Consider the following 23,648-nt stretch of genomic DNA (forward strand, 5'->3'; position numbering starts at 1 on the left):
GGTTGCTTTTAAAGTTGACTTCAAAACCTTCGTTTTCATAAATATTATGATTTATTTGTGTGTTTTTAGTGCTGCTTAATTATTATATTTTTTGGTAGATCTTGTTTATAATTAGGTTTTTATTGTTTTTCTGATGGATATTTATATTATTCACCAGTTTGTTAGGGTTTATTTATGTTTAATATTTTTTATTAGAAGTTGTATTATAACTTACCTTCAACTTCAGTTAACACCCCTTTTACATCGTAAATAATACCATTGGGGTTTAATAGGGTTTTCAGGTTCATGTTGGCAAATGCTTTGTGCGCTACAGTTAAAACGATGGCGTCAAAAGTTGTATTTGGTTTTTGGTTACTGGTTACTAGTCCATATTCATGCATGACCTCTTCAGGGTTGGCTAGTGGGTCGTAAATAGTGACTTGTGTTCCAAATTGTTTTAGTTCGTTCACCACATCTACGGCACGTGTGTTACGCACGTCTGGACAATTTTCTTTAAAGGTGATGCCTAAAACCAAGATGTTGGCTTTTTTCACTTTAATTTCCTTATTAATCATGAGTTTTATCACCTCGGTAGCCACATATTTCCCCATGCTGTCATTAATACGGCGGCCTGCCAATATGATCTCTGGGTGGTAACCTACTTGTTGTGCTTTTTGAGCCAAATAATAAGGGTCTACGCCTATACAATGACCGCCTACCAGTCCGGGTTTAAAGGGCAGGAAATTCCATTTGGTTCCAGCGGCTTCTAGCACGGCATGAGTATCGATATCTAGTAGGTTAAATATTTTAGCGAGTTCGTTAACAAAGGCGATGTTGATATCGCGTTGTGCATTTTCTATCACTTTAGAGGCCTCGGCCACTTTTATAGTTGGTGCGAGGTGTGTACCTGCTGTAATAACCGATTTGTATAATTCATTAACTTGAATACCTATTTCTGGAGTAGAACCGGAAGTGACTTTAAGAATTTTTTCAACGGTGTGTTTTTTATCTCCTGGATTGATACGTTCTGGGGAATAACCCGCATAAAAATCACTATTAAACTGTAATCCAGAGTTTTTTTCCAGTATGGGTATGCACACTTCTTCGGTTGCTCCGGGGTAAACCGTAGATTCGTAAATAACAATGTCTCCTTTTTTTAGAACTTTCGCTACCATTTCACTGGCTTTAATTAGTGGGGTGAAATCTGGGGTGTTGTTTTTGTCTACAGGTGTAGGTACGGTAATGATAAAATAGTTACAGTGCGACAGCTGTTCAAGATTTGTTGTGCAATATAGACCCTTTTGTAATGTGGGTTGTTTCACTAAAACGGCTTGAAGAATATCGCTTGCTACTTCAAGCGTACTGTCTGTTCCTGAATTTAGCTCGGCCACTCTTTTGGTATTCACATCGAACCCTACCGTTGGATATTTTGTGGCAAATAAACGTGCTAAAGGTAGCCCGACATAGCCTAAGCCAATGACTGCTATTTTATTGTTTTCACTCATCGTAATTTTATCTTTAAAAACTAAATTTCTTTTTTTACTAAAAACCAATTATTTAATAATTCCTCACGGTTATAAAGCATATTTACCCCAGTGCCTTGATCAATCACATCGAAGCCAGCGGCTAAACAAATGGCGTTGCCAGCAGCAGTATCCCATTCCATGGTGGGGGCAAAACGCGGGTAGCAGTCTGCGATACCTTCAGCCACCATGCAAAGTTTTAGGCTGCTCCCTTTCGAAATCGTTTCTACTTCACCGTGCTTGGCTTTCATGCTATCGATAAACTCCTGTGTTTCTGGTGATAAGTGCGAGCGACTGGCTACGATGGTAAATCTTTCTTTTTTATGGTCTAGAGGCATTTTTTTAGCCTTGTCTAGCATGTGTTCTAAAGAAAAATCCATGGCCGGATCAGTTAATTTGAAGGCACCTATTTCATTGTTGGCAAAGTATAAAATGTTTTGAGCAGGAACATAAATAACACCAAGAGTAGGAAATTGATTTTCTACATAAGCGATGTTTACGGTAAACTCTCCATTTCTTTTTATGAACTCTTTGGTGCCATCAATAGGATCGACAATCCAGAGTTGGTTCCAGTTTTTTCGGTCTTCAAAAGATACGTTTTGTCCTTCTTCAGATAGAATAGGGTAGGGTAGGGTTTCTAAAGCCTTTACTATAATGTTATGTGATGCGATATCAGCTTTGGTTAAAGGGGAATCGTCACTTTTAAAGTTGACTTCAAAATCTTCGGTATCATAAATTTCCATTATACGTTGTCCTGCTAGTAAGGCGGCCTTAATGGCTAATTCGGTAAGTTTTTTCATTTTGTTGAATGTTGACAATTGACGGTTGACTGTTGACTGTTGACTTTTGACGGGGTTTGATTAAAATTTTAACTTTAGCTTTTCAAATGTGCTATTCATGATTTAATTAGTTTGCAATTAAAATCTTTAGAAACGAATTATGTTAATGGTTTTTCTGTTTGACGGTTGACAATTGACAATTGACTTTTGACGGAATGTTGTTCAATATAAATTTTAAAAAGGTAAGGCCATTTTGTTTTCTTATCAAGAATCAAAAACCTTTAACTAACAACTAACAACTAACAACTAACAACCAATAACTAAACAATCATGCCTGCGGCTACAGTATCGTTTGTCGTGTCGTCTATTAAAATAAAGCTACCCGTGGCACGGTTTTCACGATATGAATCGGCCATTAAAGGTTTTGTTGTTCTAATTTTAACCTTTGAAATTTCGTTCATTTTAAGCGGACTATCATCAGTAATACGGCCCAGTGTTTTGATATCTATCTTATGGATCACCTCTTTAATCATAGCTTTTTGATCGTTAGAGGTATGGCGAATACTGTACTTTGCTCTTGGTTTTGCCGGTTCATTATGTAACCAGCATAACATGACTTCTAAGTCTTGAGAAGTTTCAGGTACATTGTTTGAACGGACAATCATATCTCCTCGGCTAATATCGATATCATCTTCTAAGGTCATGGAAATAGACATAGGAGCAAAGGCCTCTTCTAAAGTTTGATCTAATGTATCGATGGTTTTGATTTTAGAACAAAACCCTGAAGGCAAAATGGTTACCTCGTCTCCTGGTCTGAAAATACCACTAGCTACACGTCCGGCATAGCCTCTGTAATCTCTAAAAGCCTCACTTTGTGGTCTTAAAACGGTTTGAACAGGAAAACGCGCATCGACTTTGTTGATATCGCTACTAATGTGCATGGTCTCTAAAGTATGTAACATAGGGGCACCTTGGTACCATGCCATGTTTTCAGATTTGTTAACCACATTATCTCCTAATAACGCACTCATTGGAATATAACGAACGTCTTTAATCAATAACTTAGAAGCCACATCTTCAAATTGATTTACGATATCGTTAAAGGTGTCTTCGGAAAAATCTACCAAATCCATTTTGTTTACACAAACAATAACGTGTGGTATTTGTAATAGAGAGGCAATAAATGCATGACGTTTGGTTTGTTCTATAACCCCATGACGGGCATCTATTAAGATGGTAGCTACATTGGCAGAAGAAGCTCCGGTGACCATGTTTCTGGTGTATTGAATATGTCCTGGCGTATCAGCAATAATGAATTTACGCTTTGGTGTGGTGAAATATCTATAGGCTACATCAATCGTAATACCCTGCTCGCGTTCGTCACGTAAGCCGTCAGTAAACAAGGCTAAATCAACACCTTCATGCCCTTTTTTACGACTTGTATTTTCAATGGATTCTAATTGGTCTTCAAAAATGGATTTCGAATCGTATAGAAGTCGGCCGATTAATGTACTTTTTCCGTCATCTACACTTCCTGCTGTTGTAAATCTTAAAAGTTGGTTGTTGTCTATCATGGTGTGTGTTTTATTTGTGTTGTCATCCTGAGCTTGTCGAAACTGTCATCCTGAGCTTGTCGAAATTGTCACCCTGAGCTTGTCGAAGGGTAGTTAAACGTTCATTGTCTACCATATTCAGTATAGTTTTTTGAAAATTCTACTAGTTTATCCCAATCTTCTTCTATCAATGCTTGCTTTTTTCTTCGACTCCAGCCTTTTAATTGTTTTTCTTTTTGAATTGCTAGATTAACATCTGTAAATTCTGCAAACCATTTTAATATTACAGGCCTTTTATTATAGGTGTAAGAGCCTTTGTCTTTTCCTGTATTATGTTCTGTTATGCGTTGTGTCAAGTTTGAAGTTATTCCAATGTAATATGAATCATCTTTGCATTTAAGTATGTAAACATAATATATTTTCATCTTATTTGATTGGGCTTCGATTGGCCTTCGACAGGCTCAGGCTGACAGTGCGTTTTATTTCGTGTTTCGTGCTTTGATTGAGTTATGTTATGTTGTCACACTGAGCTTGTCGAAGTGCTATATTGTTTTGGTGTTTGTTTTATTTTGGTAGTGCTTCGATTGGCCTTCAATTGGTCTTCAATTGGCCTTCGACAGGCTCAGGCTGACAGTGTGTTTTATTTTTTATTTCGTGTTTTGATTGAGTTTTGTGTTGTTTCAATAATACTTTGACAGTGCTTCGACCTCACTTCGACAGGCTCAGTGTGACAAGGTTCATTGTGACATAGGGTTTTAAAAATACCCTTGACGCTTACGATCTTCCATGGCGGATTCTGAACGCTTGTCGTCACTTCTGTTACCACGTTCGGTTTGACGCATACCAGAGACTTCATCTGCGATTTTTTCTAAGCTGTCAGCATCAGATTCAATACCTCCAGTGATGGTAATATCTCCTAAAGTTCTAAATCGGATTTTTTTAGTGACAATTTCTTCATGATCTTCTAACACTAAAAACTCAGAATTTGGAATCCATGCATCTTGTCTCCAAACCACTTCACGTTCATGCGCAAAATATAATGAAGGAATGGCAATGTTTTCCCTTTTGATGTAGTTCCAAACATCCATTTCAGTCCAATTGGAAATAGGGAAGGCTCTAAAATGTTCACCTTCAAAATGTTTTCCGTTAAAAATGTTCCAAAGTTCTGGACGTTGGTTTTTAGGATCCCATTGACCAAAATCATCTCTGTGTGAGAAGAAGCGTTCTTTAGCTCTAGCTTTTTCTTCATCACGACGACCACCGCCAATGGCACAATCAATTTTATTAGCTTCTATAGCGTCCAAAAGAGTTGTGATTTGTAACGCATTTCGGGTAGCATTTTTACCTTTTTCTTCAGCTACACGGCCATCATCAATAGACTCTTGTACGGAGCCCACGATAAGTTTAGCCCCTAAATCATTAATAATATCATCTCTAAACTGAATGGTTTCAGGGAAATTATGCCCAGTATCTACGTGCATTAATGGGAACGGTATCTTAGAAGGGTAGAATGCTTTTTTAGCTAAGTGTGTTATTAGGATTGAATCTTTACCTCCAGAAAATAAAATGACAGGGTTTTCAAATTGCGCCCATACTTCTCGTAATACATAAATGGCTTCCGACTCTAATTCGTCCAAATAATTTAAATAATATTTACTCATTAATACTTTTTTTAAGGTCTAATTTATTTTTAATGGCTTGAAATATAATATCAACCGATTCTTCAATACTGTTTAAGTGTGACACTTCAACATCAGGATTTTCTGGTGCTTCGTAAGGCGCTGAAATACCTGTCATATTTTTAATTACACCAGCACGTGCTTTTTTATACAAGCCTTTAATATCACGTTCTTCGCAGACTTCTAAGCTGGTGTTTACAAAAACTTCAACGAAATTATCAGGATTTACCGTTTCCTTTATAAAATTGCGGTCCTTTTGATACGGAGCGACAAAGGCTGCCATAACAACTAACCCAGCATCTATAAATAATTTTGAGATTTCTCCAATGCGTCGGTTATTTTCTGAACGGTCTTCAGGGGAAAAGCCTAAATTTTGATTGATACCACGTCTTACATTATCGCCATCGAGTACATAGGTATGGATTTTACTATGGTTTAAACGTTCTTCTAAAGCGTTGGCAATGGTAGATTTACCTGAGCCTGACAAGCCTGTGAAAAAAATTAAAAAGGAATTATGCCCATTTAATTTTTGACGTTCGAATCGACATATTTTGTATTCGTGCGCTGTGATGTTTTTTTCCATTTTTCTGAGGGTTTTCTTCTTTCTAATCCATAATCTATTTTATACCAAGCCCGTTCGTGTAAATAGTAAAGTCCCATTTTTGTTATGACTTCGGCAGCACCTATACTTAAACCTGTTAAGGGGTTGCCTGAAATGATCCAAGCCAATACCATGGTGTCTATGGTACCAATAACACGCCATGTAACGGTTTTGAATAGATGTCTTTTTTTGCTCTCTGGTATTTTAATTTTAAACCAAACCTGTTCGTGAACATAATATAGCGCCATTTTTGTGACTACTTCAAAGACGCCTATTTTCAGCCCAACTAAAGGACTCCCTGAAATGATCCAGGATAATAGTATTGTATCTAATGTACCTACCAAGCGCCATGTTATCGCTTTAATGATATGACGTTTGTATACTTTTTTTGACATTATTATTTACCTATAGATTGTACTTGAAAACCTATAGCTTTTAATTGTTCTTGATCTAATACGTTACGACCATCAAAAACAAAGGCTGGTTTAATCATAGCCTCATAAATGCGTTGCCAGTCATAATCTTTAAATTCATCCCATTCTGTTAATACAGCAATGGCATGTGCGCTTTCCAACGCCTTGTAAGGGTCGGTTTTGGTTTTTAAATAGGTTTTATTTTCTGTTTCTGTTCTCGTGTTTAAATAATTTAAATCGGATTGCATTTGTGTTGCAGAAACCTTGGGGTCGTAAACAGAAATTTGTGCTTGCTCATCGATTAGTTTATCCGCCACGTAAATAGCAGCTGATTCTCTTGTATCGTTCGTGTCTTTCTTAAAGGCCCAACCTAAAAAGGCAATCTTTTTACCTGACACCGTATTATACAAGTTTGATACGATATTGTTGGCGAAGCGATTACGTTGGTGGTTGTTCATGATGATGACCTGTTCCCAATAATCGGCAACTTCATTTAATCCTAAAGATTTAGAAATATAAACCAAATTTAAAATATCCTTCTGAAAACAAGACCCTCCAAAACCAACGGATGCTTTTAGGAATTTAGGTCCGATACGGGAATCCATACCAATGGCTTTTGCCACTTCTTCCACATTGGCTTCAGTAGCTTCACAAAGTTCGGAAATGGCATTAATGGAAGAGACACGCTGAGCTAAAAAGGCGTTCGCTACTAATTTAGATAGCTCTGAAGACCATAAATTGGTTGTTAAAATTTGGGTTTTAGGCACCCAAGCGCCATAGATATTAACTAAAGCTTCAATAGCCTTTTTACCTTCAGGGGTTTGTTCGCCTCCAATCAATACACGGTCAGGGTTTGCCAAGTCCGTCATCGCGGTACCTTCGGCTAAAAACTCTGGATTGGAAAGGATTTGAAATTTCACCCCGTTACCGGTATGGTCTAAAATACTCTTTATGGCCTGTGCCGTTCTTACGGGTAAGGTTGATTTTTCAACTACAATTTTATCGGATGTGGCGACTCTAGCAATTTGTCGTGCACAAAGCTCTACATATTTTAAATCAGCTGCCATCCCTACACCTTTGCCGTAGGTTTTAGTAGGGGTGTTTACCGATATAAAAATCATATCGGCTTCATCTATCGCCTCATCAACTTGTGTTGAGAAAAATAAGTTTCTTCCTCTAGCTTCTTCAACCACTTGGTCTAAACCAGGCTCGAAAATAGGGAGTTTAGATAGGTCTTGATCGTTCCAATCGGCAATACGTTGCTGGTTTAAATCGACTACAGTGACTTTAATGTTTGGGTTTTTCTGTGCGATAACTGACATGGTTGGTCCTCCTACGTAACCTGCACCGATGCAGCAAATTGATTTTATTGTTTTCAATGTTTTTAGTTTCAAAGTTTTAAAGTTTCAAAGGTACAAGGTGATGTCAATACCCTTATGTGCTACGCACGTTATCTTTAGTTTTAATATGTTTTTATTTCTTTACTTTTTTTCATTGCCAAAAAAAGTAACAAAAAGTCTAGGCTTACAAGCTTGTATCTAAATTTTTCGTTTGCCTCCTAAATTTTAGGAACTGGCTTGAGTGTTTATTACAAAGTTGATTATGAGATGTAGCTCAAACAGCCTAAAATTTTACGGAGCCTTCACTTCTAATTTCACGATACCGCTTGCTAGGCCGGGTTTTATCTGAAGTTTATTGTTTTCGTTATGCTGAACTCGTGTGTCATGCTGAACTCCTGCCTGTCGGTAGGCATGGGGTTTTAGCGTCTCATCATATATTGTGTATGTGTTTTCTTTTTAATGCTTTTACTTTTTTTCATTGCCAAAAAAAGTAACAAAAAAGTCTAGGCTGACAAGCTTGTATCTGAATTTTTCGTTTGCCTCTTAAATTTTAGGAACTCGCTTGAGTGTTTTCTACAAAGTTGATTATGAGATGTAGCTCAAACAGCCTAAAATTTTACGGAGGCTTCACTTCTAATTTCACGATACCGCTTGCTAGGCCGGTTTTATCTGAAGTTTAAACTTTCTCGTTTTTCTTGTCCCCTTGAGGATTACCGAAATGGAAACATCGTTTATATTGAAGGTACCTGGCGTAGCCATTAGGGGTGTTATTTCTAAACCTCTATGTACACCCCTATAATCTTCTACAGGGGATATTTGTTTACGTTTACTATTTGTGTTTTTCTTTTCATCTGCACTTCGACAGGCTCAGTGTGACATTGCGTGATCATTGAGACGTGGTGTTAATACTGAAAACATATTGTCAGGCAGAGCTTGTCGAAGCCCAATTAAACTTGTTACTTATATTCATTACGATAAGCTCAGTGTGACAAACATGTTTTAGCATATAGCGTACAGCTGATAGCATACGGCATAAATCCTACATTTTTACCTCTTTATAATTTTCAACATTTGACAAGAACCATTTGTAGGTGTCTTTGATGCCTTCTTCTAAAGTGGTTGAGGCTTTCCAGCCTATGTTATTCATTTTAGAAACGTCCATGAGTTTTCTTGGAGTGCCGTCTGGTTTGGTGCTGTCCCAGATGATTTCGCCTGTATGACCTACTATATTTTGAATGGTTTCGGCGAGGTGTTTAATGGTGACGTCGGTACCGGTGCCTACGTTGTACAGGTGTTCTGGTAACTTGTTTTCTATAGCAAAAATCACAGCTTGTGCCAAATCATCTACATGTAAAAATTCACGCATGGGGGTGCCGCTGCCCCATAGTTCGACAGGCTCACTATTTGCTTTAGCTTCATGAAACTTACGTATCATTGCCGGTAGCACGTGTGATGATTTTAAATCGAAGTTATCAAAGGGGCCGTATAAATTTGTAGGCATCAGGCTCACAAAGTCCTTACCGTATTGATCTCTGATGGCTTTGCATAAGCGAACGCCAGAAATTTTAGCGATAGCGTAACCATCGTTTGTAGGTTCTAGTGGTCCTGTTAGCAGATCCTCTTCTTTTAAGGGTTGCGTGGCTAACTTGGGGTATATGCAAGAGCTTCCTAAGAAAATAAATTTTGAAACTTCGTGTTTGTGTGCGGCATCAATTAAATTATTCTGAATTTGCATGTTTTCTAACAGAAACTCATATTGGTATTGGCTGTTTGCTAAAATACCACCTACTTTCGCCGCTGCATCAATAATCACATCGGGTTTTTCAGTGCTTATAAAATTATTTACTGCAGTTTGATTACGTAAATCGAGTTCTTTACTCGTTTTTCCGATAAGGTTGGTATATCCTTCGGCTTCTAAAGCGCGCCAAATCGCCGAACCTACCATGCCACGATGGCCTGCGATGTATATTTTTGATTGTTTGTTCATTTTTTTCGTTTGACTGTTGACTGTTTTTCTGACCGTTGACTGTTAACCTTTGACTTTTGACGGGGTTCCAACAAGGTTTTAACTTTTGTATTTTATTTTTGAAACTATGTCTAACTCGTTGATATTCATGTTTTTTTTTGTTAACGTTTCATTGTCAACTGTCAACTGTCAACCGTCAATGGTCATTTTTACTCATAATAATTCAACGTCCTATAATCAGCATCAGCTAAATACTGATCTTTCTTCATGAGGTTTAAATCACTTGTCATCATATCTTTAACTAAGTCAGCTAACTCATATTGACATTTCCAACCTAATTTTTCATTGGCTTTAGTAGCATCGCCAATAAGAAGTTCTACCTCAGTAGGACGGAAATACCTTGGGTCAACTGCTAAAATTTCTTTACCTATTTCTAACTGATAATCGTCATTAGAACAAGATTTTACAAAGGCCTTTTCGTTAACACCTTCACCTTTAAATTCTAGTTCAATACCTACTTCAGCAAAGCTTAAACGCACAAAATCTCTAACGGTTGTGGTTTTTCCTGTAGCGATTACCCAGTCTTCGGCTTCATCAGCTTGAAGAATCATCCACATCATGCGCACATAGTCTTTCGCATGTCCCCAATCACGTTTGGCATCTAAATTCCCTAAGTAAAATTTGTCCTGCATACCCAAGGCAATTCTTGAGGTGGCTCTTGTAATTTTACGGGTTACGAAAGTTTCCCCTCGAATAGGCGACTCATGGTTAAAGAGGATGCCGTTACAAGCATAAATACCATAGGCTTCACGGTAGTTTACGGTAATCCAAAAAGCGTACATTTTTGCTACGGCATATGGTGAACGTGGATAAAAGGGTGTGGTTTCTGATTGTGGCACCTCTTGTACTTTTCCGTATAACTCGGAAGTTGATGCTTGGTAGATACGGGTTTTCTTTTCAAGACCCAATAATCGAATGGCATCTAACAACCTTAAGGTTCCGATACCATCGGCATTGGCGGTGTATTCGGGCATTTCAAAAGACACATGTACATGACTCATCGCGGCTAAGTTGTAGATTTCATCAGGTTGAATTTCCTGAATTAAGCGAATGAGGTTTGTACTATCGGTCATATCACCATAGTGCAAAATAAAGTTACGATCTTCGATATGCGGATCTTGATACAAATGATCAATCCTATCGGTGTTAAATAAGGACGAACGGCGTTTTAAACCGTGTACAATGTACCCTTTTTTTAATAAGAACTCACTTAAATAGGCTCCGTCTTGGCCTGTTACTCCGGTGATAAATGCTACTTTCTGACTCATGTTTTTAGTTAACGTCGCTATTTTTACAATATCGGTTGTTAGGCCGTGTATTATCTAAAGTTTATTGATTTCGTCATGCTGAACTTCTGCCTGCCGGGTGTTTCAGCATCTCATGATATTATGTGTGTGTCTTTTAAATGTCTTTACTTTTTTTCATTGCCAAAAAAAGTAAAAAAAAAGTCTTGTCTTACAAGCTTGTTTCTAAATTTTTTGTTTGTATCCTAAATTTTAGGAACTCGCTTGAGGGTTTTCTACAAAGTTGATTATGAGATGTAGCTCAAACAGCTTAAAATTTTACGGATACTTCACTTCAAATTTTACGATAACGCTAGCTAGGCCGGGTATTATCTAAAGTTTAAGCTTTCACGTCATTCCTGTCCCCATGAGGGGACTACAGGGGTGTTTTAGACAGCAAATAAACCACACCCAAATTATATTGTAAATAATGACTTGTATCTGTGGTATATGCCAACTTAGCTATGGCCTCCATGTTTAGAGCGATATTTTTAGTAAGCCAAATATTAAGGCCTCCTGAAGCATTACCTGTAATTCGCCCTTTGGGGTCTATTTCTTGTTGATCTTTTTGATTGATGTAGTCTCCTATATTGGTATAGCCGAAACCATAACCGATATACAAATCAAAGATTTCAGAATTCATCAATTTTTTAAAAGAGTATAGGGTACCCAGGTCGAAGGCAAAAAAACCGGGATTAGATTGCTCGTCCACTACGGTGCCATCAATACTTTTTCCTGGTTTGAAACTATTAAAGGAAGTCCTGGCATAAAAGCTAAATTGTGCCTTGTAATAATACGTGGCACCAAGATAAATAGGATTTTTGAAGGCCCAATTGTGTTTTCTGTTTTCTTTAAAATCGAAGAGTGTATTTAGACTATTGCCCGAGTCGTCAACCATGTTAACGCCAGCAGAAAAACTCCAGTTGTTCGTAAAGCGGTCGGATGGGGCTTCAACAATAATAGATTCTGATTGTTCTTGAGCCGTTATAAGGTTAATCCACAATAAAGAAAGAAGTAGGTAAAACTTCGTAGTTTTCATGTATAAATTAGGGGTTGGTTAAGTTGTTTTTGGATATTATAATCCAATTGTAAATGTATCGTTTTTCACAAAAATGGACTCATTAATACGATGTATGGCGATTATTTTATATGGTCGACCATAGATCCTGTTTTTGTGTTTGGTTTTAACGTTATTTTTGGGGTTCTTTTTTTAGATATTTAGCGTGTTGATAGGCTGTTTTCGTGACTTTATCCCACCGCTACGCCTCCTGAGTCACAGCAAAGGTTGATATCTTACCAAAAAAAATACTTAAAACCGCTTTAGTTTCGGCTAAAAGTAATTTTTATATCCAAATCTAATAAAATCAATTGGATTCTATTGGTATTTATTTCATGAACTAGGGCTTTTTTACCTTTAAAAACGCCCTCTTTTATTTTTATACGGTCGCCAGGTTGAATGTTATCAACTTGGGCTTTAGTTTGTTCCTTGTTAAGCCAATTTTTCATAACTTCTACATCGCTATCTTTTACCAAAGCCGGTTTGCCTAACCAAAAAAGATAACGTACTACACCTGGGACTTGAAAAACCAAATCGTGTTCATTATCCTTGATTTTAACAAGGACATAAGATGTGAGTAGTGGAACTTCTACCTTTTTTTTACGGTCTGACCATTGTCGAATTTCTGTCACTATTGGACAATAAGCCATCAAACCAAGCTTTGAAAGTGCGGTAACCACCTTCTTTTCATTTCTTGGTTTAACGTATAAGACTTTCCAATCCTTTAGGGAGCTGTTATGCATTAATGTTTATTAAAATATTTAACAACACATAATAACATATAGTAAGGATAGGGATGAGCCAATGATTAAGAGAGAGAGGGAAATCATACTAAAAAGTTTTATTTTTTTCACAATGATAGGGATTAATGGATTAATATAATATACTCTGTTTCTGTCAAGTCATGATTGTCATATTTCGACTGCAAAGTTATGGAATTTTCTTAACATGACTTTAACTAAACATTAAACAGCTGTAAATATTTGGTGTTTTTACGGTTAATTTAAAATTTTGATATGAAGTTTAGGGATTTTGTTTTAGAAGTGGGTTTGGGTTTGGTTTTTTGTAAGGGGGTGAGGGGTGAAGTAGTTGAGTAGTTGAGTAGTTGAGGAGGTTTTAGAGTAGTTGAGGAGGTAAGGAGTTGAGGAGTTAAGTAGTTAAGGATTTGAGGGGGTAAGGAGTTAAGTAGTTAAGTAGTTAAGTAGTTAAGTGGAGGTTTTTCCTAAGTGTGAGGCTATGATGCTGATGATGAAAATTTGCATGGCGTGAAAAATCATCACCGGTAAGAGGATTAGACCGATGGGGTAGGTTGCTGGAAACAATATTTCAGAGAATACCGTACCGTGAACCAAGGATTTTTTTGTGCCACAAAACTGTGCTGTGATTTGATCTTCTTGATTAAAATGTAGTTTTTTTGCTATGAAGGCAACCGTGAAATACACCGTATAAAACAGAAGTAGGAGTAGTCCTGAAATGAGTAGTAAGTCTGTCATGTTGATTCCACTAAAAATACCTGCTATAAAGGAGTGGGCAAAGCTTTTATATATGATTAATAGGATAACAAGTTTGTCAAAAGTGGTTAGGTACTGTTTGTATTTTTCAACAAAACGGTTTCCGAAGCGTTGTAAAAGGATTCCTAAAAATACGGGAAGCAGTATCGTGACGATTAAGCTGATGTAAATCTGACTAAGGTCGAAATTGGCAGTACGCTCAGGAATGAAGAGCTCTAACCACAGCGGCGTAATCACAATACCAATAAGTCCAGAAATACTCGCATTAAAAATGGCTGCTGGCACATTGCCCTTTGCCATCGATACCATGACTACTGATGAAGATACCGTTGATGGTAAGGCTGCTAAAAAGAGAAAGGATAACCACAGGCTGTTGGCTTCTTCTGTAACAATAAATGGTTTTGCAGCTAGAACAATCAACGGAAAAAGCAAAAAGGTGGTTGATTGGACCAGTAGGTGAAGTTTCCAGTTGTGTAATCCCGCTTTAATTTTGTTCGGACTTAATTTTAAGCCGTAGAAAAAGAAAATTAAGGATACGCCAATAGTGCTGATGCGGTCTAAAGGTATTGGACTTTGCGTACTTCCCCATTGCGGAAAAAAGTAAGCCAGAGTGATCGTGACTACAATGCATAGAACGAATTTGTCGATTTTCATTGATTTCGTTTTTCTGACTTTAAATGTAATGATTTTGTTCTCGACTCCGCCTTTGAAATTGTTTGTTTACGGTCTTCGAGCGGAGTCGAGAAGGTGGTATTTAAGGAATTAATGGAGCTGATTGATTGTTGAAATAGATTCCTCCTAGCGTCGGAATGACACAACTTCGTTGACGTATAATTTTTTTTTGTTTTTAACAATTTTGGGATTTATTCATCTTTACGTGATTTTTTTTTGGTAGTGAGAAAAGTTCTCGACTCCGCTCGAACACCGGTTTCATTCATGATTTATGATGGGCTTCGAGCGGAGTCGAGAAAGGTTGTTTTTATCTAATAGTCTGTTTAAACTAATCCATAGGTCCAATAGTAAGTACCACTTTTTTGTACAATTCATTAATCACTTGAGCAAAGCCGGTATATATGGCCGAAAACCCACAAACAATACCTACGTAGCCTGCTAAATGACCTATAGTTTCGCTGTGTGTGTAATCTCCAAGGGCTAATAAAAAGAAGAGTAGGGTTAATGAAGCAAACACAAACTGTAAAGCACGGCTAATTTTTAGGGTTCCAATAAATAGGGCTCCGGTAAAAATGCCCCACATTACCAAATAAGCGACTAAGGATGCATTTTCAGGAGCAGCTATTAAACCTGTTTTTGGTAAAAGTACTAAGGCCACAAAACTTAGCCAGAAAAAGCCGTATGATGTAAAAGCCGTTGTAGCAAAAGTGTTTCCTTTTTTCCATTCCATGATGCCTGCAATAACCTGTGCAAGGCCCCCGTAGAAAATACCCATGCCTAAAATAATAGCGTCTAATTCAAACATGCCGGCATTGTGAAAGTTTAATAATACGGTAGTCATCCCGAATGCTAATAAGCCTAATGGGGCAGGGTTTGCTGTGCTATCGGCTATTTGTGTTGTTTTTATTTCCATGAGATATATTTTAAGCTGCGAAATTATGGATTCGAAAAAGTAAAAAACATGAGTATTATCAGTTTGTAATGATAATCATAAGAGACCTAAAGCTTTACAAATTAATTGTTATGAATTTTAAAAGCCATGTTGTTTATTAGTTTACGAAAGTTAAAGTCTATGTGTTATCGTTTTTTTCGTACATTTAAGAGCGAAACTAAAAATCATAAAAATGAAAAAAACATTAGCTTTAGTACTGTTTATTCTTTTTCTGCTCTTGGCTTGGTTTAGCTGGGCCTGGTATAAAGATACGGTAGTATGTTGTGCGGAACCCGAGCCTGTTGTGACCTACGGGCCGTTAATTTTTGATTGTGCCACCGGTGAAGTCATTACCAATGATTTATGGCCAGAAAAAAAACAAGAGATTATTGATGCTCAAGTAGAAGGGAAGAAACTGCTTTTAGTAGGGCCTTATTTTACAGGTGAAACTGAACAAGCCGGACTTGATCGTGCTGAAAAAGTAAAAGCTTTATTTACTGAATTACCTTCAGAAGACATTGAAACTGGAGCCAGAGCTGCCAGCGATTGTGAAACAACTCAAGTTAAAATTTTACATGAGTTGAAATATAAATGGGTGACTCGAAATGATCATGTTGTTGAGCACTTTGGTACCACAATGGTATTTTATAAGTATGATTCTACCGAAGAAGTTTCTAACGAAAGTGTACTGGCTTACTTTAAAGAATTAGCAGCTTTTTTAAAGGATTCTGGAGACCATATTCAACTTGTGGGACATACGGATAGCGACGGGGCATCGGATTATAATGAAGATCTCGGACTTAAACGCGCTAACGCATATAAGGCACATTTAATAGGTCTAGGGGTAGCTGAAGATAAAATCACCGTAGAATCTAAAGGGGAAAGCATGCCGTTGAAACCAAATGATTCACCAGAAAATAAAAAGCTTAACAGACGAGTAGAAATACATATTTCAAAATAACAATTAACCAAAAAAATAAATTATGAGATTATTACAAATAAGTACAACAGCTTGCGACGGATCTGACGTCTTTTGGCCTTGGTTTTTATGGCTCTTGGCAGCCTTTATATTAGGTTTCCTTTTAGGATGGTTATTAAAGTCTATTTTTGGCTGCGGTGGTAGCGAAGAAAAAGAAACCTACGTGAAGCAGGATTTGAAAAAGATAGAAGGTATTGGTCCGAAAATAGAAGGACTTCTTAACGATAAAGGCATTATAAGCTATAAACAACTGTCTAATACACCAATTGATTTTCTTGAAACCATGCTTGTAGATGCAGGACCTGCATTCATTACACACCGCGGGATGACCAGAACTTGGCCAGCACAAGCTAATTTAGCGCATCTGGGTGAGTGGGAAGAATTGAAAAATTGGCAAGACGTTTTAAAAGGAGGCGTTTAATACTAAACCTCTTTTTAAACAAGAATTAGTATAATTCGAACCACACTTTATCAACTAAACCAAAAAAGCCATCTGAATTTATTTTTAGATGGCTTTTTGATTGTACCTGAATTTTGTCATTCAGAAGGAGGGACGACTGAAGAATCTTTTGAAGAACCTTTTGGATGTTATTCAGATTTCTACTAGCCTCGGAAGGACATAATCAATGTGTTTTGAGCTTTACATTTAATCTTCGGCGTTAAAATACACCTTATAATAATGCATTTTCTTCTCGTCGTCATAACCGCGTTCTAAATATTCTGAAGAGGCATCAGGCGCGTCAATATCCAATTTAATTTGAATATTGGTGTCGAGTTTGATGTCTGTTTTTATCTTCCGTTTCTCTTTAGTTACTACCGCTTCAGCTACATCAAATTGATTTCTGATGATAAGGTTTTGAGCCCCTTCAAATTCTTTTTTATAGGCTTCAAATTCTTCTTTGTGCTTGTCTTCTTCAAAAAGTTCTTCCTTAAAACGCTCGACGTTTACGGTTTCATTTTCCTTGAAAAAATCTATGGTTTTGGCTAAAAAAGTGTTTTTTTCTTGAGCGCCATAACTGGTTTGGATGATTTCGTTTGAAAACTCTTTACAAAGTTCGATGTACTGTTGGGTGTGGTTATTGGCATCATCGGCATATTTAATATTCAGAAAATGATTGAGCCAGTATTGAGCATCGTAACTGTTGTTATCGACACTTAAGATGATATTACCTTCGTTGTCACTTTGATTTAAAATTAAACACCCTTTATCTACTTTTTTAGAGCTGATTCCTTTCTGAACTAAAACATCATAGCTGTTGTCTTCTAAATACGTTTGAAAGAAATTTACCTTGCTTTCAATTTTGAAAATGCCAATAGCGTTGGTCGTGATGTCACGAAACTCAATGCCTTCAAACATCACGATTAAAACATCACCGGTTTTAATTTGTGAGGAATTTGATTGTTCAAATAAATGGGTGACAATATGTTTTGAAACGTCTACAAAAGCTTCTTCATCATTAAAGAGTTGTGCGGCGTAGCTGTTAATTTCGTTTAAACTGATGTTGGAATGGTGATTAAAACGATAACTCTGTACCACGCTACCAAAAGGTCTGAGTAAAAACGGCAGCATGAGCTCATAACTGGCTTCGTCAAACTCAACGGTTTTATCTGAAAAAGCATTTTTTGTGTCGTTGAATTTATTACCAACTTTATGAATTATAAACTGTGAAATGGACGCGTTTTTTCTAGAAATCATCTGTGTGTTATTTGGTATGCAATAGTATTAAATTATGTTGACTTATAAATGTAGAAATCACGCGCTAATTAATCTGATAAAGTATAATTGAATTATTCTCGCCCTTCGTTACAAACTCTAATTTATTGTCTTTGTCGATATTTTCTAAAGCCATAGGGCCGTTTCCATAAACTGGGAAGTTAGGAAGCAGTTCAGATTGGCTATCGAATAAATACACTTTATTGGCATGTATGTCTGTGGTTGATACATAAATTTTATTATTGATGTAGAACAGTCCAGGTTTGCTATATTGTCCGAAATCCAGTTCCGTAGTCTTGTCTTTAATCGTGAGTTTGTTTTCCGTTTGGGCAACCAAAGTTTTGCTAGTCGTGGCTAAGCTGTGGTCTTTGGATAGGTTTAAATTTTTGATGGATACACCGCCACGGGTATCGGTTGAAATTAAATCACCGGTGTCAGTGGTTGTTGTAAAGTTGTTATTGTACAGGAACACCGGGGCTTCAGAGAAACTGTTATGGGTTTTTGTTTTCACCCTCGTTTTTCCAGTACGGCTTAAAATATGTAGCTTGTCTTTGGTTTTAAATACGATATAATCTTTTCCTGAACGTCTAAAATGTTCGGGTTTGGAAATAATAGTCTCTTTGGCGCCACTGAATTTGAAACCTTTAATCGATTTTCCTCGTGCATCATACATGAGTAGGTTTTTTCCCTGTGTAACGAGTAAACGGTAATTTTTACGTTTATCGTAATCATAAACTGCTAGAGGTTGGGTGATTTTATCATTGAATTTTAAAGGGAATGGCTTTACCTCATTACCGTTTCGGTCTAGTACATAAACATGGTTTGGTGTAGCAAAGGCTAATTGAAGTCTGCCGTTTTTATACATGTCAATTTGTTCGATTTGACCTAAAACAGGACCTTGAAGTTGTTTTTTCCAAAGGATTTTTCCCTTGTTAGAAATTAAGTACAGGTGATTATTCACATCTTGAACGACAATATCGAGCTGCTTGGTAATATGATTTTTTACAAACTGCGGGTCATTTAAAAGCTGATGATCGAGTTTGATGTTCAGGACTTCAGAAATGGTGTTTTGATGAATCTTAGTTTTGTTCTTCTGAAGAATACCGTTAACATGGGCAAAATTTGTATCATAAATGAATTGAATGGCCGATGCGTTATAATTAGGGAGGTTATAATCTTCCGAAGCATCAAAATTTCTATTTAAAATGCTTTTTAAAGCTCCCGAATTGTTAAACTGAAGCAGGGAAGCGGCATCACTAATGGCTTCCTTGGTATTCTTATAGAGGTCTTTTTCGGCTAAAGTGGTTTTGTTTTGGTAATTTGAGATGATGTTTTGAAGGAGGGCTTTATCATTTGTAAACACAAAAAACTGATCGATAACGCAGTAGTTTGTCGCTTTATTAAAGCTAATGAGTGGCGAAAATTTCTGCTGAAAAAGCTCTGGCTGACTGAAATCATAGATTTTAACCTCACGGTAGGTGTCGGTTAAAGACTGATCATTCAAAAGGGCGTCGTTGGTTGCAATCACATCAATAGAGTTTAAAACCACAGCACGCTTGTCATCTTCATAAATCACACCAATTTCAATCACGTCATTAAACAATGGCGTGTCCATAATCAAGGTATCGGTATGTCTAAAATGCTGAAGATTGGTATCAAAGGTTTTAAAACTATCAAAAGTCATACTTAAAAACCCATCACTGTTAGACGGGGTAATATGTTGTATTTGATTTTCCTGCGGTACGGTACCTTTAAAACTATTAATAATACTTTCAGTAGAATCATTAGCTTGAGTGATACCGTTAAACTGGATGTTGTTTTGATGCATTTCTACATCAAGCGCGATGTATTCGGTAAAATGATTTAAAGGCAGGGAATCTTGAATGAAGATAGATTTTATAAACGGATTTTCAGGTTTCAAAATGACTGAAAAGGCCTTGTCGTTAGTTGTGGTGTTGTATATTTTTTTTAACTCTGAATCTGCAGGTCTTTGTTCAAAAACAGCTTCTACAAGCGTTTTAGACGAAGAAGCAAAAAAAGTGCTGTCTATTACCGTGCTATAAAAGGTCGCATCATTAATAGTAGATTTAGTGATGGTTTTTTTATCGTAAGTCAATGATTCTTCCATGTAATTCGGAATAGAATCAGTTTCAAACAGGTTTTTTTCAAATTTTGCAATTACGGCATACTGCAAACTATCGTTTTGATCTTTAGAAAAACAGATTAAAAAGTCGTTTGAAGGTTTAAAGTAGTCTAGATTTTTTAATGAAACTTCCAAACCTTTATAAGAACTAGTTTCAGAAAGCTGATTTAATAGGTCGTTATTTTTTATACTGCTTTTAAGTCCGTTAAACTGCCCGGTTTTAATGATAACACTGGTGTTTTTTGGTGTGTAATCTAAAAGATCAGAACGTTTACTGTTTGCTTCGTTACAGCTAATCAATACAATAAGTAGGAGTGGGATCCAAAAAAATCTCATGGGTTGCATTTGTTTCTACAAACCTACTATAATTTTTAATTCATTTAAAACCTTTATAGGGGGAACTTTAACTGTTCTGGTAATAATCGGAACGATTTGCGGTGATATTTTGTAATTCCGAATTCACGAATGGCTGCTCGATGCTCTTTAGTGGGGTAGCCTTTGTTTTTTTTCCAATTGTACATCGGGAATTCTTCATGAATTTTGTCCATGTATAAATCACGATAAGTTTTTGCTAAAACCGAAGCGGCGGCAATACTTAAATATTTGCCATCGCCTTTAATGATGGTTTCATGCGGAATTTTAGGGTAATCTTTAAACCTATTGCCATCAACGATAATAAATTCTGGAAAGGTCTGTAGCTGTTCAATCGCCTTGTGCATGGCCAATATAGAAGCATTTAAAATGTTAATCTCATCAATTTCTTCCTGATACACATGTGATACCTCAAAACAAAGGGCATGTTCTTCAATAATGGGCTTTAAAAGCATGCGTTTCTTTTCGCTAATTTGCTTAGAATCGTTTAGTATACTGTTTTTAAAATTTTCAGGAAGAATAACAGCCGCTGCAGTAACAGGGCCGGCGAGGCAGCCACGACCGGCTTCGTCTGTGCCACATTCTAAAATAAAACCGGAATGATTTTTTAATAACATGTCGCTAAAATATTGATTATATCTAAAAGATGAACATGTATTTTATTAGTGATTTAAAAAGGAGTCTCTTTAAATATGGTGTATGGTGCTTTCTTAATTGGTTTCAGTAGAGGAAACAGCTTTCTTTATTAAGGATAATGTCAGCGTGTTGGAACGAACCGCTTTATTTGAAATAATTTCTCGCTCTTTACGTTCAAATAATTACTTTTGCGTCAAGAAAAATGATTCGAGCCATAACAGCGTAAATGTTGTTATTTACTTATAAGTATAATATGATTCTAACCATAAAAGGGAATACTGAAAAAAGGAAGCCTCAACTTCTTAAGCTATGTTTTGTTTCCGTACTTCTTTTATTTGCAAATATAATTAGTGCTCAAGTAGATCTTGAACAAGGTTTAGGAGAACCAAGTCAAGATTCTATTAGAGAACCTAGGCCTGCAGAAGGTAGAACAGATAATAAAAAGGTAAAACTAAAAGGCGATATTGAACAGTATCAAATCATTTCTCATGCCTACGATACGACTTTCGTTGATACAACCTTGTCTGTTCATAAGGATTATAAGTTCAATTATTTAAGAAAAGATAATTTCGGATTGATCCCTTTTTCAAATTTAGGGCAAACCTATAATAGCTTAACTTATAACTTTGAGAGCACCGCGTTAATGCCGCTTTTTGGGGCAAGAGCAAGGCATTTTAATTACATGGAGGTTGAAGATATTAACTACTATCGTGTGCCAACCCCGTTAACCGAGTTATTTTATAAAACGGCTTTTGAGCAAGGACAATTGGTTGATGCCTTTTTTACGACTAATATGACACCTCGTATTAATTTTTCCATTGCTTACAAAGGCTTACGTTCCCTAGGAAAATATCAACATTTGCTAACCAGTACGGGTAATTTTAGGTTCACACTTTCTTATGCCTCAAAAAACGACCGTTATCATGCTAGAGGGCATTGGGTTACTCAAGACCTTATGAACCAAGAAAATGGCGGACTAGATGATGCCAGTGTGATTAATTTTGAGAGTGGTGATCCTGAGTTTTTAGACCGCTCTATTTTAGAGGTTGGTTTTGAAGATGCCGAAAATATGGTGGTAGGTAAACGTTATCATTTAGATCACTTCTATAAAATCATCAATAATAATGATTCTATATCTAAAAACTTATTAACGGTAAATCATATCATATCGGCCGAAAGTAAGTATTACGAATACCAGCAAAACACAGCGAATACCGATTACTTTGGAAGCTCGTTTAACGCGAGTAACCTATCAGATAAAGTCACCCTTAAAACTTTATATAATGAGTTGCAGTTAAATTATAGCAATCATATTATTGGTGATTTACAATTTAATATCAACGACTCCTATTATAATTATGGTTATGATCAATTAGTGATTGTTGAAGGTGAAACTATTATAAATCGATTAAAAGGCGATGTAGTTGCAGTAGGGGCGATGTACCATAAGCAATATAAGGGCTTTGATTTGTCTGGAGATATTGGGGCTAATATTGCTGGAGATTTTGACGGGAATTATTTTAAAGCTGATGCGTCATTTAAATTGAACAAGGATATCGAGGCTATGGCTTCTATAAATCACAGTTCAAAGATGCCTAATTTTAACACCTTATTATATCAAAGTAATTATTTAGACTATAACTGGGAGAATGATTTTTCAAATGTTGAAAGTCAGCAATTAGCCTTTAAAGTGGTGTCCGATCGCTGGGCAACGGTTTCGGTAGATTTTTCTACTATCGATAATTATATTTATTTTAAAGGCGATCCTGTAACCGGACAAGTGTCTCCGTTTCAAAATGACAAAACGATAAACTATTTACGAGTACGATTAGATAAGGAGTTTCGCTTAGGGAAATTTGCACTTAATAATACCATAGAGTATCAAAATGTTGATGACGAGAACCAGGTATTAAATGTGCCTGAGTTTAATACGCGTAATACCTTGTATTTTTCGAGTCATATGTTTAAAAAGGCCTTGTTTTTACAAACAGGGCTCACTTTTAATTACTTCACCAAGTATTATATGGATGCCTACAATCCTGTTTTGGCTGAATTTTATGTTCAAAACGATCGTGAATATGGAAATTTCCCGAGATTCGATTACTTTGTGAATGTTAAAATTCGTCAAGCCCGATTGTTTTTAAAGGCTGAACACTTCAATTCGTCTTTCACAGGCTATAATTTCTACTCGGCGCCTAACAACCCATACCGTGATTTTGTGGTGCGCTTTGGTGTTGTTTGGGATTTATTCTTGTAATATTTGTTGCTCTCTCTTAGTTGCAGGGATATTTCAGATACAGGTTTTTATTAGTTATTGGTTTTTGGTAGCTAACTGTTGCATGTAGGGATATTTCAGACACAGATTACGCTGATTTCACAGATTGAACTCCCAAATAGCGATGATCGTTTTTAATTATTAATTGAACTTCCCTAAATAATGTTGACCGTTTTTAATAT

Annotated in this window: 20 protein-coding genes; 3 read left to right on the plus strand and 17 right to left on the minus strand. The window is 36.6% G+C overall.

Annotated features, from left to right (window positions below; all coding sequences use genetic code 11):
- Positions 1–203 precede the first annotated feature (203 nt).
- From F6U93_RS09675 to F6U93_RS09740, 14 genes are all read right to left on the minus strand, one after another.
- A complete protein-coding gene (locus F6U93_RS09675) occupies positions 204–1,484 on the minus strand; it encodes a nucleotide sugar dehydrogenase (protein WP_150939241.1) in 1,281 nt (426 codons plus the stop codon).
- A gap of 20 nt (positions 1,485–1,504) precedes the next feature.
- Entirely contained in the window at positions 1,505–2,302 is a 798-nt protein-coding gene (gene cysQ / locus F6U93_RS09680; protein WP_150939243.1) for a 3'(2'),5'-bisphosphate nucleotidase CysQ, read from the minus strand.
- A 299-nt stretch (positions 2,303–2,601) separates the two neighbouring features.
- Positions 2,602–3,855 carry a sulfate adenylyltransferase subunit 1 gene (locus F6U93_RS09685; protein WP_150939245.1) on the minus strand — a complete coding sequence of 418 codons (1,254 nt, stop codon included), beginning with the start codon at positions 3,853–3,855 and terminating at the stop codon, positions 2,602–2,604.
- Positions 3,856–3,956: 101 nt separating this feature from the next.
- A complete protein-coding gene (locus F6U93_RS09690; protein WP_150939247.1) occupies positions 3,957–4,259 on the minus strand; it encodes a GIY-YIG nuclease family protein in 303 nt (100 codons plus the stop codon).
- A 330-nt stretch (positions 4,260–4,589) separates the two neighbouring features.
- On the minus strand, positions 4,590–5,495 hold the full coding sequence (cysD, locus tag F6U93_RS09695; protein ID WP_150939250.1) for a sulfate adenylyltransferase subunit CysD: 906 nt from the start codon (positions 5,493–5,495) through the stop codon (positions 4,590–4,592).
- On the minus strand, positions 5,488–6,096 hold the full coding sequence (cysC, locus tag F6U93_RS09700) for an adenylyl-sulfate kinase (RefSeq protein ID WP_150939252.1): 609 nt from the start codon (positions 6,094–6,096) through the stop codon (positions 5,488–5,490). Before cysC ends, cysD begins: the two co-directional genes overlap by 8 nt.
- Positions 6,036–6,509, minus strand: a complete 474-nt coding sequence (locus tag F6U93_RS09705; protein ID WP_150939254.1) for a DUF2061 domain-containing protein — start codon at positions 6,507–6,509, stop codon at positions 6,036–6,038. Before F6U93_RS09705 ends, cysC begins: the two co-directional genes overlap by 61 nt.
- A gap of 2 nt (positions 6,510–6,511) precedes the next feature.
- Complete coding sequence (locus F6U93_RS09710; RefSeq protein ID WP_150939256.1) at positions 6,512–7,906, minus strand: UDP-glucose 6-dehydrogenase; 1,395 nt, start codon at positions 7,904–7,906, stop codon at positions 6,512–6,514.
- Between the two features lie 1,000 nt (positions 7,907–8,906).
- Positions 8,907–9,854: a GDP-L-fucose synthase family protein gene (locus F6U93_RS09715; RefSeq protein ID WP_150939258.1), complete on the minus strand. Its 948-nt coding sequence runs from the start codon at positions 9,852–9,854 to the stop codon at positions 8,907–8,909.
- Positions 9,855–10,042: 188 nt separating this feature from the next.
- Positions 10,043–11,161 (minus strand): GDP-mannose 4,6-dehydratase, encoded by a 1,119-nt coding sequence (gene gmd, locus F6U93_RS09720; protein ID WP_150939261.1) that lies wholly within the window; start codon positions 11,159–11,161, stop codon positions 10,043–10,045.
- A 391-nt stretch (positions 11,162–11,552) separates the two neighbouring features.
- Positions 11,553–12,215, minus strand: a complete 663-nt coding sequence (locus F6U93_RS09725) for a hypothetical protein (protein WP_150939263.1) — start codon at positions 12,213–12,215, stop codon at positions 11,553–11,555.
- 281 nt (positions 12,216–12,496) lie between these two features.
- Complete coding sequence (locus F6U93_RS09730; RefSeq protein ID WP_150939265.1) at positions 12,497–12,976, minus strand: UpxY family transcription antiterminator; 480 nt, start codon at positions 12,974–12,976, stop codon at positions 12,497–12,499.
- Between the two features lie 462 nt (positions 12,977–13,438).
- Positions 13,439–14,398 (minus strand): bile acid:sodium symporter family protein, encoded by a 960-nt coding sequence (locus tag F6U93_RS09735; RefSeq protein WP_150939267.1) that lies wholly within the window; start codon positions 14,396–14,398, stop codon positions 13,439–13,441.
- 346 nt (positions 14,399–14,744) lie between these two features.
- Positions 14,745–15,329 (minus strand): acetate uptake transporter, encoded by a 585-nt coding sequence (locus F6U93_RS09740; protein ID WP_150939269.1) that lies wholly within the window; start codon positions 15,327–15,329, stop codon positions 14,745–14,747.
- 211 nt (positions 15,330–15,540) lie between these two features.
- On the opposite strand from F6U93_RS09740, the gene F6U93_RS09745 reads away from it, so the two are divergent.
- Both F6U93_RS09745 and F6U93_RS09750 read left to right on the plus strand, forming a co-directional pair.
- Positions 15,541–16,308, plus strand: coding sequence for an OmpA family protein (locus F6U93_RS09745; protein ID WP_150939271.1), 768 nt, complete (start codon positions 15,541–15,543; stop codon positions 16,306–16,308).
- 22 nt (positions 16,309–16,330) lie between these two features.
- On the plus strand, positions 16,331–16,747 hold the full coding sequence (locus F6U93_RS09750) for a hypothetical protein (RefSeq protein WP_150939273.1): 417 nt from the start codon (positions 16,331–16,333) through the stop codon (positions 16,745–16,747).
- A 225-nt stretch (positions 16,748–16,972) separates the two neighbouring features.
- Here F6U93_RS09750 and F6U93_RS09755 read toward each other — a convergent pair whose 3' ends face one another.
- From F6U93_RS09755 to F6U93_RS09765, 3 genes are all read right to left on the minus strand, one after another.
- Positions 16,973–18,022, minus strand: a complete 1,050-nt coding sequence (locus F6U93_RS09755; protein ID WP_150939275.1) for a nucleoid-associated protein — start codon at positions 18,020–18,022, stop codon at positions 16,973–16,975.
- Between the two features lie 64 nt (positions 18,023–18,086).
- A complete protein-coding gene (locus F6U93_RS09760) occupies positions 18,087–20,519 on the minus strand; it encodes a ribonuclease HII (RefSeq protein WP_150939277.1) in 2,433 nt (810 codons plus the stop codon).
- A gap of 53 nt (positions 20,520–20,572) precedes the next feature.
- Entirely contained in the window at positions 20,573–21,172 is a 600-nt protein-coding gene (locus F6U93_RS09765) for a ribonuclease HII (RefSeq protein ID WP_150939279.1), read from the minus strand.
- A gap of 272 nt (positions 21,173–21,444) precedes the next feature.
- On the opposite strand from F6U93_RS09765, the gene F6U93_RS09770 reads away from it, so the two are divergent.
- Positions 21,445–23,448 (plus strand): putative porin, encoded by a 2,004-nt coding sequence (locus F6U93_RS09770; protein WP_150939281.1) that lies wholly within the window; start codon positions 21,445–21,447, stop codon positions 23,446–23,448.
- Positions 23,449–23,648 lie beyond the last annotated feature (200 nt).

The sequence above is a fragment of the Pseudotamlana haliotis genome, assembly GCF_008806375.1.
Classification (GTDB): domain Bacteria; phylum Bacteroidota; class Bacteroidia; order Flavobacteriales; family Flavobacteriaceae; genus Pseudotamlana; species Pseudotamlana haliotis.